General features: G+C 68.1%; 12 protein-coding genes. 2 read left to right on the forward strand and 10 right to left on the reverse strand.

Translation table 11 applies throughout. The features are described 5' to 3' along the window. Window positions 1-128: 128 nt before the first annotated feature. Entirely contained in the window at window positions 129-278 is a 150-nt protein-coding gene (locus tag AB0M95_RS07495) for a hypothetical protein (protein WP_363760835.1), read from the reverse strand. 439 nt (window positions 279-717) lie between these two features. After that, window positions 718-2,478, reverse strand: a complete 1,761-nt coding sequence (locus tag AB0M95_RS07500; RefSeq protein ID WP_363760838.1) for a tetratricopeptide repeat protein — start codon at window positions 2,476-2,478, stop codon at window positions 718-720. Between the two features lie 428 nt (window positions 2,479-2,906). Here AB0M95_RS07500 and AB0M95_RS07505 point away from each other — a divergent pair, with 428 nt between their 5' ends. Continuing rightward, window positions 2,907-3,503, forward strand: coding sequence for a hypothetical protein (locus AB0M95_RS07505; RefSeq protein WP_363760840.1), 597 nt, complete (start codon window positions 2,907-2,909; stop codon window positions 3,501-3,503). A gap of 352 nt (window positions 3,504-3,855) precedes the next feature. On the opposite strand, the gene AB0M95_RS07510 is transcribed toward AB0M95_RS07505, so the two are convergent. The 5 genes from AB0M95_RS07510 to AB0M95_RS07530 all read right to left on the reverse strand — a co-directional run bounded on the left by AB0M95_RS07510 (window position 3,856) and on the right by AB0M95_RS07530 (window position 8,679). Then, window positions 3,856-5,310, reverse strand: a complete 1,455-nt coding sequence (locus tag AB0M95_RS07510; protein WP_363760843.1) for a mannitol dehydrogenase family protein — start codon at window positions 5,308-5,310, stop codon at window positions 3,856-3,858. A gap of 94 nt (window positions 5,311-5,404) precedes the next feature. After that, window positions 5,405-6,100 (reverse strand): alpha/beta hydrolase, encoded by a 696-nt coding sequence (locus tag AB0M95_RS07515; protein ID WP_363760846.1) that lies wholly within the window; start codon window positions 6,098-6,100, stop codon window positions 5,405-5,407. 49 nt (window positions 6,101-6,149) lie between these two features. Continuing rightward, the gene (locus AB0M95_RS07520) at window positions 6,150-6,995 is read right to left on the reverse strand and encodes an enoyl-CoA hydratase (protein WP_363760849.1); all 846 of its coding nucleotides are present in this window, start codon (window positions 6,993-6,995) and stop codon (window positions 6,150-6,152) included. A gap of 126 nt (window positions 6,996-7,121) precedes the next feature. Then, window positions 7,122-7,751, reverse strand: coding sequence for a TetR/AcrR family transcriptional regulator (locus AB0M95_RS07525; protein ID WP_363760852.1), 630 nt, complete (start codon window positions 7,749-7,751; stop codon window positions 7,122-7,124). Between the two features lie 58 nt (window positions 7,752-7,809). Further along, the gene (locus tag AB0M95_RS07530; protein WP_363760855.1) at window positions 7,810-8,679 is read right to left on the reverse strand and encodes an SDR family NAD(P)-dependent oxidoreductase; all 870 of its coding nucleotides are present in this window, start codon (window positions 8,677-8,679) and stop codon (window positions 7,810-7,812) included. Between the two features lie 101 nt (window positions 8,680-8,780). On the opposite strand from AB0M95_RS07530, the gene AB0M95_RS07535 reads away from it, so the two are divergent. Next, window positions 8,781-9,578, forward strand: coding sequence for an enoyl-CoA hydratase/isomerase family protein (locus AB0M95_RS07535; protein ID WP_363760858.1), 798 nt, complete (start codon window positions 8,781-8,783; stop codon window positions 9,576-9,578). Between the two features lie 57 nt (window positions 9,579-9,635). Here AB0M95_RS07535 and AB0M95_RS07540 read toward each other — a convergent pair whose 3' ends face one another. From AB0M95_RS07540 to AB0M95_RS07550, 3 genes are read right to left on the reverse strand one after another with little or no spacing between them, the layout of a single operon-like run. Further along, on the reverse strand, window positions 9,636-12,230 hold the full coding sequence (locus tag AB0M95_RS07540; protein WP_363760861.1) for a glycoside hydrolase family 2 protein: 2,595 nt from the start codon (window positions 12,228-12,230) through the stop codon (window positions 9,636-9,638). A 31-nt stretch (window positions 12,231-12,261) separates the two neighbouring features. Beyond that, window positions 12,262-13,554, reverse strand: coding sequence for an MFS transporter (locus tag AB0M95_RS07545; protein WP_363760864.1), 1,293 nt, complete (start codon window positions 13,552-13,554; stop codon window positions 12,262-12,264). A 54-nt stretch (window positions 13,555-13,608) separates the two neighbouring features. Further along, window positions 13,609-14,814: a TetR/AcrR family transcriptional regulator gene (locus AB0M95_RS07550; RefSeq protein ID WP_363760867.1), complete on the reverse strand. Its 1,206-nt coding sequence runs from the start codon at window positions 14,812-14,814 to the stop codon at window positions 13,609-13,611. Window positions 14,815-14,849: the final 35 nt, after the last annotated feature.

The following is a 14,849-nucleotide window of genomic DNA, read 5'->3' on the forward strand; positions in this document are numbered from 1 at the left end:
CGCGGCCCAGGTCGCGATCTGGGCCGCGCTCGTGCACGGCCACGGGTACGGGCTGCGCGCGCTGAGCCGCGTAGGTCGGGGGCTCGGTGGCGGCGGGGGCAGGGGTGGCCCGGGTCACCGGAACGCGGTCATGCCGACGGGGCCAGGTCGAGCGCGATGAGCCGGAACGGACGGTTGAGTTTGGACGTGGGCTTGGGCAGCGCGGCGGACAGGGCGGCGTCGTCGCCCCCGGCCGCCGCGTCGAGCGCGGCGATCAGCTCGGTCTCTTCGTCGGCCATCCAGGTTCTCCTCTCGAAAGGAACCCGATGACACGCCGAGAACGTGTCACCCGCGCTTTCCTCGTCTGCGCCGTGCCCCTCGGCGACCTGGAACGTCCGCGCCGAACCCGGAAGGCACGACGGACACGCGCCGATGATCACAGAGGGTTTCGGCTCTGCTGTCGCGCACCGATCTTGCAATGGCACGGATCCGGTTGTCTTCTTCGGACGTGCTGGCCTTCGGCGCCGCGCGCACGCTCGAAGAAGCCCGCGCCGCACGCCCGCACTGCCCCGCAGCGCGCGAGACGGCCCTGATCAGGGGCTGAACCCCGGGGGACGCCCGCCGGAGTGGTACTCGGCGCGACGGCTCCCCGGCCCGGCGGGGAGCCGCCCCCGTATACTCGGCATTTTGGAAGGTGGCCGATCCGGTCCCGATGGCTAGCTTGGGCGTCGATCCTGTCTACCTGGCCGGAATGACGTCGTGAATTGGGGCGAGTTCGAGGGCGTGCAGTTTGGTCCGTAGGGTATCGGCATCGGGATGGCCGAGTTCGGCGAGGATGGCAAGGGCGCGTAGCCAGGCTCGGTAGGCGGCGTCGCGGTCGCCCGCGGCGCGCTGGGCCTCGCCGAGGCGGGTGAGGGTGTAGGCCTGTCCGTAAGGTTCGCCGAGCTGCTGGAAGAGCGTGAGAGCCTCCTGGTAGCCGGCGACGGCCTGGGCGTGCCGGCCGAGGTGATGCAGGGTCTGACCAAGGCTGTCCCAGGCGGCCGCCTGACCGTAGCGGTCGCCGCTTCGCTGGTGCAAGGCCAGAACCTCCTGACAGTGAGGCAGGGCTTGGCGGTGATCGCCGAGCTGGCTGTGGGCCCACCAGATCCCCACCAGGGCGAAGGCTTGTCCGATCTGGTGGCCGGCTGCGCGGAACAGGTGAAGTGCTTGCTCGGCGTGGCGCAGCATGTCGTGGTAGCCGGCTTGGCGGGCGAAAACCAGGGCGAGGCTGAGATGAGTTCGACCCTTGCCAGAGGATTCGGTCAGTTTCTCCCACTGCGACAGGGCGTGCCGGTAGTGGGTCAGGGTGTCGTCGCCGAGCCCTGGGGCGTTCGCGTCGTGGCGCCCGCACTGGGTCAAGAAGTCGGCCAGGCCGCCTCCGAGGACGAGGGTCCACACCAGTTGCCAGGCGTGGGTGTCGAACCCGGCCTCGGCTGCGTGCTGGACGACACCGATGAGGACCGTGTGCTCGGCGGCGGACCAGGCCAGCGCCTCATCAAGGCCGGTGAGGGGGTGGATCGTCACCCCCGGCTGCGCCGGGACCAGGGAAAGCGGATCGCGAGCCGGGTCCAGCAGCAGCGCCGCGGTATGAGCGGTATGCAGGTAGTGGTCGAAGACCCGGAGCAGCGCCGCGTGCCGTTCGGTGTCGCCGTCCCACCGCCGGGTCAGCTCGGTGGCGTAGGCGCGCAGCAGGTCATGCATGCCGTACCGGCCTGGGGCCTGTTCGGTGAGCAGGTGGGCGCGGGTCAGCTCGGCCAGCAGTCGCCGGGTCTGTGCCGGTGGCAGGCCGGCCAGGCTGGCGGCGGCGGGCACCGCGAGATCGGAGCCGGGATGCAGGCCCAGCAGCCGGAACAGGTTCGCCGCCCGGGCGCTCAGGGCGTGGTAGCTCCAGGAGAACACCGTCCGCAGGTCGGTGGTGGCATCGTCGGCGCCCAGCCTGTGCAGCCCGCCGCTCGTCTCCCTCAGCTCGCCGGCCACGGTCGCGAGCGGGAACGCGGGCCGGGTGGCGGCACGCGCGGCCACGATCGCCAATGCCAGGGGCAGCCCCTCGCACGCGGCGACGATCTCCTCGGTCGCTTCGGGTTCGGCGGCCACCCGGCCGGGCCCGAGGCGGGCGGCGAGCAGTTGGCGGGATTCGGCGGCCGTGAGCAGGTCCACGGTGAGCGGCTGGGCGCCTTCGACCGCGACCAGACCGGCCAACTGCTCGCGACTGGTCACCACCGCCACGCAGCCGGGCGAGCCGGGCAGCAGCGGTCGCACCTGCTCGGCGTCGCGTGCGTTGTCCAGCACCACCAGCACCCGCCGGTCGGCGAGCAGGCTGCGGTACAACGCCACCTGCGCGTCGAGGACGGGCGGGATGTCGTCCGCCGGGACGGCAAGGGCGTGCAGGAACCCGCGAACCGCCTCGCCCGGCGTCATCACCGGCCCGTTCGGGTCGAACCCGCGCAGGTTTACATACAAAATGCCAGCAGACGACGCCACTTCGCCGGCTCGACCGCCACGGCCACCCCGTCGCGACGCACATCCAGCGGTCCAAGAACGCCGAACTCGATCAACCGCCCCCTCTTCATCGGATGACATTCCGAATCTGACGCTGATCAGTCGGCTGGTCAAGGAGGGAGACAACTGCCACACAACCACCGCACAACCACCACGGCTCACCATCAAGATAGATCAGGCAGACGGCCGGAAATTCGGCTCACGAGTCGGGACACGCCCGAGAATTCACCCTGCCTGTTTCCTGTGGTACGTCGTATCCCGTCTCGGCCACTGAGAACACCGGCCCAAACGAAGGAAGCCACATGCTGAAGAGACTTGCGAGAGGCGCGGCCGTCCTCACCTTGGCTTGCACAGCGCTCCTGGCCACACGGCCCGCCCACGCCGCTTCGATGGACGCCGGCTTCGCGGCAGTGCCCAAGCCGGCGCTGGTTCCGGTCGGCACCGGCTCGCCGGAGGTGGAGAGCCAGCGGCAAGCCACGATGAAGGCGGTAGCGGCATCGGCAGTGTCGGGGAAGGCCACGACGGCGACCCTGCCGTGCTGGGAGGACACCTCGTTCAGGCGGGACGGCCTGATCAAGTACGTTTCGATGGAGTGGAACTACCCGGGTGACCGGCAGTACGAGCTGAGGGCGCGCTCCAGCTGGGTCGGTCCCTGGGAGCTGTTCACCGTCTGCCGCGACCCGTTCAGCAAGCTCACCACCATCAAGTCGCAAAGCAACAATAAGTACGTGTCGGTTGAGATGGGCTACCAGGGCACGATTTACGCCATGCTGCGGGCCCGGACGAGCGAGGACAGCCTCATCGATTCCTGGGAGCTCTTCTACACCGAATTCGAACCGAGGGAGGGCTACTGCGGCCAGATCCGGGCGAAATCCAACGGGCTCTTCGTCGCGGTGGAGGAGGGCTACACGGGCGAATCGCAGGGCATGCTCCGCGCCCGCACGCCGAGATCGCAGATCGGCACCTGGGAGACCTTCTGCTACTGAGCTGACGACGCAGGCGTGCCGGTGCATGTCCTACGGAAGATCGCTAGACACGGATCGCTGACCACAACCCAGCGATACCTACACCCCGACCGGCAGTCGATCACGGACGCGGAGCGGCGCTGAGCGCTCACCTGAAGGCCCGCCGGTCCCCAAGTGGTCCCCAGCTACGCGCGTCCTAATTTAGACAACACATCGGCCGAGGGCCGGGCGGCATTCAGCCGCCCGGCCCTCGGTGGACACCGAGACACACGCCCTTCTCGCCGTGATGCTTCGCTGGTCAACGGCGACCTGGCCGCGCGGCGGAAGCCGATCGCATGCGGCATCGACGAGATGGGTGGTGCGGCGGAGATCATCAGCCTTGGACGAGTCGCTCTATCTCCGGGCGGGGGTCGTCGGCCCGGCGGAAGGCATCGAGCGCTGCGACGTAGTCGGCCACGAAGTCGGCGTCGTCGGCCAGGGTGCCGAACCAGTCGGGGTTGCGAAGGAACCCGACCGGGTCGTCGGCGTTGCGCGCGACGGCCTCAAGGACTGCTGCTTCCTGACGGTCGCGGAACGGCACGTCATCGGTCGTGGCGTGACGTTCGGCATACCGCACCCAGCCGGCCACCACGGATGCACTCAGCGGCACGCTTTCGCCGGCGTCGCGGCGTTCACGGATGACGGGGACGAGCCACTTCGGTATTCGATCGGAGGCATCGGTCGCCAGCCGCGCCAGCGTGTCCCGCACGTAGGGGTTCGCGAACCGCTCGATGAGCCGGTCCTTGTACGCGTCGAGATCCACCCCCGGCACCGGCGCAAGGGTCGGGGTGGCTTCCCGGTCCATGTAGGCGCGAAGGAGGCCGACGATCACCGGGTCTGACGCCCCCTCATGTGCGAACTCGTATCCGGAGAGGATGCCGGAGTACGCAAGCGCCTGATGGCCGGCGTTGAGGAGCCGCAGCTTCATCAGCTCGTAGGGGCGCACATCCCCGACCAGCTGCACGCCGACCTGCTCGAACGCGGGGCGGCCCAACGGGAAGTGATCCTCGAGCACCCACTGAACGAAGTCCTCGCTCAGCACCGGCCAGGCGTCGTCGACGCCGTACCGCTCGAGCACCCACGCGCGGTCCGCGTCGGTGGTGACGGGTGTGATGCGGTCGACCATGCAGTTCGGGAACGACACCGACGACTCGATCCACGATGCCAGCTCCGGGTCGATCAGGCCCGCGAACGCGGCGAAGCTGCGGCGGGCGACGTCACCGTTTCCCTCGATGTTGTCGCACGACATGATCGTGAAAGGAGCGACCCCCCGCTCGCGGCGCAGTCGCAGGCCCGCGACGATGATCCCGAAGACCGTGGCCGGCGCAGCGCCTGGCTGCGCGTCCGCAACGATCGCGGGGTTGGCGGTGTCGAACTCGCCGGTGACGTCGCTGATGTTGTAGCCACCTTCGGTGATGGTCAACGACACGATGCGAGTGGCGGGGTCGGCCAGGCGTTCCAGAACGGCGTCGATCTCGTCGGGGGCGTAGAGGAAGTCGACGATCGACCCGACGCACGTAGCGGGAGCAGCCCCGTCCGGGTGGCGCTCGATGAGGGTGTACTCGTGGCCCTGGCTGCGGAGCGCGTCCCGCATGCGGGCGTCGCTCGGCAGGACGCCGATGCCGCAGATTCCCCACTGTGCAGCGGCAGCGAACGTGGACGGGTTGCGCAGCAGCTGGTCGAGGTACATCGCCTGGTGGGAGCGATGGAAGTTCCCGACACCGAAGTGCACAATGCCAACGCTGATCTGGGCTCGGTCGTAGGTGATGGGGGCAATTGACTCAGTCATGGCTCAAGCCGGCCATCGGGGTGATTCACGACGAGCGTGTACTCCGGGCTCGGGACGGTGTCGACCTCCGACGCGGCTGCTGCGACGATCCCGTTCACAGCCAGTCCGCCAGGGCCTGTTCGGTCGCCGTGAGATTGTCGAGCTGCAGGTCGTGCAGCCCGCCCGGGACCACGCGGACGACGTAGCCGCCGTCGCGCAGTCGCTCCTGCAGATCCGTCGGGACGTACGCGGAGGGGTCCGCGAGCACGAGGAGCGACGGTACCACCGGCGTCTGAGGCGGATCGAAGTCAGCGAGCCCGCCATCCGCCTTGTGGAACATCGTCAGATCGAAGCGCTCGGTGAACTGTACGATCTGGCGATGCTGCGCGGGGCTGCGGGTCGGCATGAGCACCGCCAGTTCGTCGGCGGTGATCGGCGAACCGTCCTCGTGGATGAGGATCGTCGCGGTCTCGCCCTCTGGGATGGTCCATGCGGGATCGAGGTAGATCGCTTTGGCCGGGCGGAGGCGATCGACGACGTGGCCGAGCAGTCGGCCGCCGAGGGAATGGCCGATGATGAGGTCCAGGCCGGTGGGGAGGGTGTCGACCAGGTCGTTCGCGATCTCCCAGTAGCCGTACGACTCGGCGCGGGGACTCTGGCCGTGGCCCCGCAGATCTACGAGCGTCACGGTGTAGCCCTGTCCGGCAAGCCACGGCGCGAACTCGAACCAGATGCCCGAATCGGCGGTGAATCCGTGGATCAGCGCGGCCGTCTTGGCGCCGTCTCCGAGTGTGGCGGTCCAGAGCTTCATCTCTTCGTCCTCGTGGATCGTGCGGTCTCGCGGGTGGGGGTGGTCGAGGTCATCGCTTTGACAGCTCGCGGATGACCGCGAGCCCGGCCGGGTCGACCGGGATGCCGTCGAACACCGCGCGGGCGTTGGCGTGACCGGCCTGGTGCAGGGCGAATGCGTGTCGCAGAGCGTTGTACTGCCCCTGGGCCTCGAGCGCGCCGTTGACAGAAAGCTTCGCCAGCTTCAACCCGAACGGCGGACGCTGAGCGATCTCGCCGGCGATCTCCAGCGTGAACGCCTCGAGATCGTCGCGAGGGACGACGTGGTTGACCATCCCCAGGCTGCGACACTCTTCGGCGGTGAGCGCGTTGCCGCGGAACAGCATCTCCTTCGCCTTGCGCGGGCCGAACTCCCACGTGTGGGTGTGGTATTCGTGTCCGTTCAGCGCGAACGCCACCGTGGGGTCGGAGAAAGTCGCATCGTCACTGGCGATGATGATGTCGCAAGGCCATACCAGCATGAGCCCGCCGGCGATCACCTTGCCCTGTACCTGCGCGATGGTCGGCTTCGGCACGTTGCGCCACCGCCAGCACATCCCGAGGTAGAACTCCTCCTCGTTCGACATGGCGCCGGCCTGCCCGGGCTGCAGGTATCCGCCCGTCATGTTCTTCGGCTCGAAGTCCGCCCCGGTCGAGGTGCCGGTGAGGTCGTGTCCCGACGAGAAGTGCGGCCCGTCCGCTGCCAACACGATCACGTGGATGTCGTCGTCGAGGGTGGCGCTCTGGAACGCGTCATCGAGCTCGTGGAGCATCAGGTAATCCTGGGCGTTGCGCGTCCCGGGCCGCGCCAGAGTGATGCGGGCGACGTGCGCCACGGGGGTGTCGACGCGGATTCGCTGATAGGTGACTTCCGACACGTGCTCGTTCCTTCCGGCGACGGAGCAGCACACTTGGCTGCCTTGCCAATTCTATGTTGGTCACCATAGAGCATGCGCGATGACCTTCCAAGCCGTCGACTAGATGCTCGAGGCGATCGCCGCGGCTCAGGGTCGGGGGTCCGCCCCTTCGACCCAGACATCGTCGAGGTTGTCGTCGATGAGCTGCGCGATGAGGGCCAGACCGGCCTGAAGGTCGACCCCATCCGGATCGATCAGCGCCTGGAGGTGAATGCCCATGACTGCGCCGTTGATCCCCGCGGCGAACGCCCTCTCACGCTCGCCCGCCCAGTCGGCGGCGACGCCCTCCGGCCGTTGCGCACGAAGCCATGCCTGAACAGCCGCCCTGCGCGATTCGAGGAACTCCTGGTACTGGGCGTGGACGACACCGGTGCTCGTCATCGCCTCGGTGAGAATCATGAACATCAACCCGGAGGGAGTGTCCCGCGCCCACGTGAGGTAGTCCGCGAGCACCTCCCCCAGCGACGGCACGGTGCCGTGCCGCTCGGATCGGGCTAGTCGGTTCATCGCCCGCTCGACCACGGCGAGGATGAGTCCGTCCTTGTTATTGAAGTGCCACGGGATGCTGCCGCGGCTGATGCCCGATCGCTCGGCGATGTCGACGAACGACGTGCGGTCGACGCCGCGCTCGGCGAACAGCTCTTCCGCGGCATCCAGAATTCGCCGCCGACTCTCGTCGCCGATCTCGTCGATCCGGCGTCGGGGGAGAGAACTCACGGGATCATCCTAGAACCGCGGCCGGAGTCGACAGCGGGCGCCGCCGACCGGGCGACCATCATGCCCGGGTGGACTGACATGCGAGGAACTCGTCGGCGTGAGTCATGGCCGCCCCGACCGCTTCGGTGCGCAGCCGAAGGTACGGCAGCAGCTCACTGCGCGTGGCGATATAGGCGGCATCGGTCTCGACGCCTTCGAGCACGAGCTCCCCAACCGCATCTGGCGATGCGCCCTGCGCCTTGAGCACCTCGTGAGCCGTGTCGAGGATCTGCGTCACCCGACTCGACTGAGCCGGCGCGCTCGTCGGCCGGAGTCCGCGGGTGTTCTGCACGATATCGGTCGCGACGGGGCCGGGGAAGAGCACTGACACACCGATCTGGAAGTGTGCGAGCTCGCGACGGAGCGCTTCGCTGAGCCCGACGACCGCGTACTTGCTCGCGTGGTACAGAAAGCCTGAACCGGCCTCGAGCAGCCCCGCTTCCGACGACGTGTTGACGATGTGACAGCGCTGTTCAGACGCGATCATTCCCGGCAAGAAGCTCTGGACGCCGTTGTACACACCCTCGAGGTTGATGCCCATGACATGATCCCACATCGCGTACGAGAGCTTGGTCGGACTCACGCTGTCGATGACGCCGGCGTTGTTGAACAGCAGCGTCACGTCTCCCAGCTCAGCCTGGACCGCGCTCGCGGCCTCGGCGTACCGAGCCCGATCGGCGACGTCGAGCTGATAGCAGCCCAGCCGGCCCGTGTCTGCGCCGAGGTCCTCGCGAAGCTGCTCGAGCGCGTCAACGCTGATGTCGGCGACGCCGACGCGCGCGCCGCGCCGCAGCAGGGCCTTCACGATGCCGCGACCGATGCCGCGGGCACCGCCCGTCACGAACGCTGTCCGGCCTTCAAAGTCGGTGAGAACCTGATCTGTTGTCATGCGCGCATGCTCCCTGGTTTCGAACGGCCGTCCTCCGTCGGACGGCCGCTGACCACTCTAGATCGTATGACCAACTCTATGTTGACTGTTATAGTCCTGGCATGAACAACGACGCGTCCGCAGCCTCGCTCGAGACGGTCCGCATCCGGATCGATGGTCCGGTCGCCACAGTCAGACTGGCGCGGCCTCACCGTCTCAACGCGATCACCTTCGCACTGCTGCGCGAGTTGCGGGATGCGCTCGAAGGACTCGGACGACGCGGCGACGTGCGCGCGATCGTGCTCACCGGCGAGGGGCGCGCGTTCTGCGCAGGACTCGACCTCGATGAAGGACTCGCCGATCCGGCAGTCGCCGATCCCGTCGAAGCCATGCATGCCGGCATGCAGGCCGGAGCGGCGGTCACTCAGACGCTCCGCTCGATCCGCCAGCCTGTCGTCGCCGCCATCCGCGGGCACGCGGTCGGAGCGGGATTCTCGTTCGCCGCCGCGGCCGACCTCCGCATCGCCGCGCCGGATGCGCGCTTCTCGGCTCCGTTCCTGCGCCTGGGAATGACCGCCGGCGACTTCGGCTTGTCCTGGCTGCTCCCGCGCCACATCGGCTACGGCCGCGCCGCGCACCTGTTCCTCACGGGCGGATCGCTCGACGCCGAACAGGCGCTCGCGTGCGGCCTCGTCTCCGCCATCGATGACGATCCGCTCGCAGCAGCCACCCGCCTCGCCGAGCAGATCGCCGCCGCACCGGCCTTCGGCGCGCAGGGCACGAAGGCGCTCGTGGATGCCGGTCTAGAGACCTCGCTGTCGGCCCACCTCGCGTCGGAGGCTCGCGCGCAGACGATCGGCGCGCTGTCGGGGGCCGCCCAGAAGGCGTTCGCCGACGCGCTCGCCGCCACGAAGAAGTAGACGAGGGAGCACCGGCGAACCAGCACCGGTGCTCTCCCTCACGCTTCGATCGACGAGTCAGCTTCGGTTCGGCATGCCGGCATAGGTCTCGACCCGCAGGTCATCGGCTCCGAAACCCGACGGCAGACCGGTCACGTGGATCCGCCGACTGGTCCCTGCTCGCAGATCGACGTAGTTGTCGCTGAACCTCACGCCCGGGGCGGGGGTCGGCAGGTGCACGAAGTAGGCGAAGTGCTCCGCAGCGATGTCGACCACAGCCTCACCGTCCCCCGCATCCGTGATCGTCACCTCGAGCGCCTGCTCGGAGAACGGCAGATCCTTGATCTCGGCGAAGAACAGGCGGTTCTCGGGGAACGCTCCGTCAACGCTCTCGACCCAAGCGAACCGGTCTTCGCTGAACGGGCCCTCCGTGCGCCACACGAGCGAGGCGGAGCGCGGTTCGACGGTCGCCGCGACGGTCTCACCCTTCCCGCGCCCCTCGAACGGGCTGACAGACACGCGAGCGGTCGTCGTCACCAGCGACGCGGTGCTGTTGCAGATCCAGAGCTCGAGGCCGTCCCCGACCTGGCGGAAGCTCGCAAGGACGGGGGCGTAGGCGCGTCTGGCGTACCAGTACCCCGCCTTCGGCACTCCCTCGTAATCGACGACGGACCAGCTGAACCCCGGCCAGACGTCGTTGAACTGCCATACCAACGTGCCGTTGTTGCTTGGCTGCCGACGTCGATAGTGCTCGATGCCGAACTTCAGCCCTTCGGCCTGCGTGACCATCGTGAAGTCCACATACTGCGGCATCGACTGGGGCAGGCCCGTGATGATCTCCATGATGGCGTCACCCTTGTTCTTCGGGTGATCCTTGTTGTGCGCATCCATCGTCGGGCTGTGCACGTCCAGTTCAGCCGGCGTGATCCAGCGTTCCAGCGTGCTCAGTTCGGGCGACGCGTGGATGCCGAACTCGCTGATGAACTTACCCGTGTCGTTCGCGTAGCGGCGGTAGTGGCGGGCCTCGCCGGCCGACGCGTAGTCTCCGCCGCCGGCGCCGACGTCCATCCCGTGCCAGACCTCCCACGCGTGGCGATCGCCGTCGCGAACCCCGTTGATCGCGAGGAAACCCTCCTCCGGCGAGTCGCCCCACGGACTGCCCGGCCAGTACGGGACTCCGCCGCCGTGCTCCGCCACCGCGCGCGGCAGGATGTCGTGGAAGAAGTGCCAGCCCCAATCGCCCGGGTCGTGATTCTGATACGCGTAGCCGTGGAGCACGTGCACCTCGTTGTTACCCGCCCACAGCGCCATCGATGCCCGGTTGCGCAGCCTACGTACCTGATACTCGGCTTCTGCGGCGACCTCCGCTGCGAGCTTCGGGTCGGCACTCGGGTAGTCGACGCACGCGAACATGAAGTCGTGCCAGATCAGCACGCCAAGTTCGTCGCACGCGGAGTAGAAGGCGTCGTGCTCGTAGATGCCCCCGCCCCAGATGCGGAGCATGTTCATTCCGCCGTCGCGCGCGAGTCCGACGAGTTCGCGGTGCCGCTCCGCGGACACCGAACCGACCAGCATGTCCGCCGGCAACCACGCCGCACCGCGGGCGAAGATCGGCACGCCGTTGAGCACAAAGCCGAACCGTCGGCCGCCTTCGGGGTCGTCGGATCTGTCGAGCTCGATGCGCCGGATCCCTACTCGGTCGCTCAGGGCATCGACCTCGACGCCGCCGGCAACGAGCACGACCGTGACGTCGTACAACGACGGCTCACCCAGGTCGTGCGACCACCACAGCTCGGCGTCGGCGATCCGCAGCAGACCCCTTGCGCGCCCGTCAACGACGGGCAACGAGACATCGTGACGTGCGCCCCGGGGCGAGACCAGCGAAACGGAAGCCTGCAGGGATGGCGTCGGCGAGAAGTCCTCCACCTCCACGAGCACGGTCACCAGAGCCGTGCCATCCGGCTCGATCGCTTCGGTGCGGATGTGGTGTCCGGTGATCGTGGCGATCCGCTCGCGACGGAGTTCGACGGGCCGCCAGATCCCGATCGACGGCGCTCGCGGGCCGAAGTCCCATCCCCACGAGAATGCCGCCTTCCGGCGCAGAGTCGCGAGGGGAAGCATTTCGCTGATGAAGGTTCCCCCGCCTGTGTTCGCTTGGGGCGCGGCATCCTTTGACCGGCGTCCGCTCATTGCGGCGAGCACCGCGGCCAAACGGGTGAACAATGCGGTGGCCTGGGGCGGAACGTCGAGTCCGGCGAGGGGCGGTCTGAACCTTACGAGGATCTCGTTGACGGGTTGCAGAACTGCGGTGACGTCGAAGTCCGCGGGCCGGAACATGTTCTCGTGCCCCCCGACGTGACGACCGTTGAGCCAGACATCTGCCACGGTATCGAGGCCGTGGAACACGAGACGGACACGTTCGTCGGCCGCGAGCTCGCTCGGCCCATCGAAGCGCGTCCGATACCACCAGTCCCGCTCTTCGATCCAGCGGATCGAGGCCTCGTTCTCATCGCGGTAGGGGTGTTCGATCAGGCCGGCCGCGAGCAGGGACTCGTGCACACCGCCGGGGACGATCGCGGGGATCCAGGACGACTCGGCAACGAGTGCGATGTCGACGTCGAGGGGGGCCTCTGCGATCTCGAAGCCCGACAGAGTGATGCTGGAGCGGCTCACGCCGGCCTCCTTCTTCCGTGGGACGGACAGTTCATTCGCCGCGAGTGATCGCGGCGAATCGGGGGTCGCCTTCGCGACCCAGTTCCGGGAGTCGCGCCACCGCGACGGCGCCCGCGAGGCCGAACGCGGCCAGGGTGAGATACAGCGCGTTGTATCCACCGAGCGCGAGCAGCGCGGGTGCGATGAACGGCACGAACGACTGCGGGACGGTGTTCGCGATGTTGATGATCGCGAAGTCCTTGCCCGCGTTCTCGGCGCTCGGCAGCATGCGCACGCACAGTGCACTGTCGATCGCGAAGAACAGGCCGGTACCGATGCCGAGCAGCGCCGCTGCCACGTACACGTACTCGATCGAGGGCGCGAAGGCCTGCAGCGTGAGCCCGGCGGCGCCGATTGCGCCGCCCGCGACGACGAATGGCTTCTGCCGCTGGAGCTTGTCTGAGACGAAGCCTCCGACGACGCTGCCGAGGGCGAGGAGGGCGACTGCGAGCAGCGACGTCAGCAGGACGGGGCCCGCGACATCCTCGGGCGTGAACCCGAACCGGTCCATCATGAAGAAGGCTCCGTAGGTTCCGCTCGCATACGCGCAGGTGACGAGGAACCGCACCAAGAACGCCCACCCGAACGCGGGGTGCTTCCAGGGGTTGAGCCAGAACGAGCGGAGGAGTTCCTTCAGGTTGAGTCCGCCCTCGCCGGCGGCAGGCACGTGCTTCGGATCACGCAGCATGAGGACCGCGAGTGTGCTGAGTGCTGCCGAGGTGACGGCGATCACACCCCACTGCACGGCCGGGTCGGTGACGATGCTCACCAGCGCGATGCCGACGAGCGGCGCGAGCGCTCCCGAGAGCCCCATGAAGCCGGAGACGGTGCCCCGTCGCGTGTGGGGGACCTGGTCGGCCAGCAGTGCACTCGTCGCCGCGAACTGGAAGTTGTACATGACCTGAGCGACGCACCAGATGACGGCCACCTGCCAGATCTCGGTGGTGAATGCGAGCCCGAAGTACACGAGGGCACCGCTGAGCCCGCCGACGAGGATCCAGGTACGGCGACGGCCGAGGCGAGCCGCCGTGCGGTCGCTGATGCGCCCGGCCAGGGGGTTGGCGATCAGGGCGAACAGCGCCCCGAAGCCGGTGATGATTCCGAACGCGGCGGCGGCCTCGCCGGCGATGCGCGTCGTATGGAGCGTCAGCAGCAGCTGCGTCGCGGTGAACAAGGCGACGAATGTGCCGGCGTTCGAGGAGAAGATCACTCCGACGAGTCGGGCGAACGGGGTGGCCGCGGGAGCCTCCAGAGCGGCTACCGGGGCGTCGTTTTGGATGGGCATGGCACTCCAATGTGCAGGGTGTGGCGCCGCATCGGGTCGGGTGGATCCTGCGGGTTACCGCTGAAGGTCTGTCGCGGTTTCGAAGAGGAGCAAGTGACACAGGGCGCCGAGCGCTCCCGGCACGCCCCGGTACCTGTTGAGTTGCGGGACCCGCGCGGCGCTGTTGATGATGTCGACCGCAGCGTGAACCCGGATCCGCGCTTCACCCGGTGTGAGCGAGGGCCGGGACAGCTGCAGGAGGTGCGTCCACTCGGTCAGGTAATCGTGCTGAGCGCGCCGCGCGACCTCCTGTTCGACGGGCGACAGGTGGCGCGGCTCGGTGATCAGCACGCCGACGAAGTCCTGATTGCCTCGGGTGAAGTCGACGTAGGAACCGGCGAGCGTCCGAAGCGTGGCCTCGGCGTCCCCGCCCGAGGCATAAGCAGCGCCGACTCCGGAGAACAGCACCTCGATCGTTCGACGGAACGACAACGTCAGCAGGTCGGCCTTCGTCGCGAAGTGGTTATAGACGCTGGGACCGGCGATGCCGACCGCAGCGGCGATCTCCTCCAGGCTGACGCTCTCGAAGCCGGATCTGGCGAACATCCGCGTCGCCTGGGCGAGCAGCGCTTCGCGACGGGATGCCGGCATCAGCGGCTGTGCCGACGCTCCCGTGCCGGCGCGCAGCTCGACATCGCCGAGACGGAACTCGAACACCGCGCTCAGAAGCCGCGCGAGGATCTGCTGGTACTCGGCGCGACCGATGTCGACATGGTGGAAGGAGGGACTGACGAGCAGAGCGAGCAGCGCCCACGCGAGGAAGTCTGCGGAGCCGTCGTTCACCGCCGGGCTCGCGGTGCGCACCCAGGCGGCGAATCGCCGATGTCCGGCCAGGAGTCGCCGCGTCAAACGGACCTGGTCGACGGGGAAGAGATGGCGTGCCTCGCGCTGCCAAAGCACACCGAGCTCGTGCCCATCCAGCGCGATCCCCGCGAGATGGTCCAACGCCGCGGCGACATCGTGCAGTTCGGCGGTCTCGATGGCGGCGAACATCGGCTCCAGCCCGCCCGAGACGACTTCCGAGAGCATGTGACGCTTGCTCGGGAAGTGGCGGTAGAGCGCGGAGGCGCTGATGCCGACGCGCTCGGCGATATCGCTCATCCCGGTCTGCTCGAAACCGCGGGAGACGAATAACGCCGCTCCTGCGTCAAGGATCTGCCGGCGGCGGTCACGGGGCCGCCGGCGCGGGGCCTGATCGGCGACAGGGCTCGGCGTTGTCATCGGCAGTCCTCTTCCCCGCGGCCCCGTACCGCCCA

This window comes from Sphaerisporangium sp. NPDC051017, from assembly GCF_040683095.1.
Taxonomy (GTDB): domain Bacteria; phylum Actinomycetota; class Actinomycetes; order Streptosporangiales; family Streptosporangiaceae; genus Sphaerisporangium.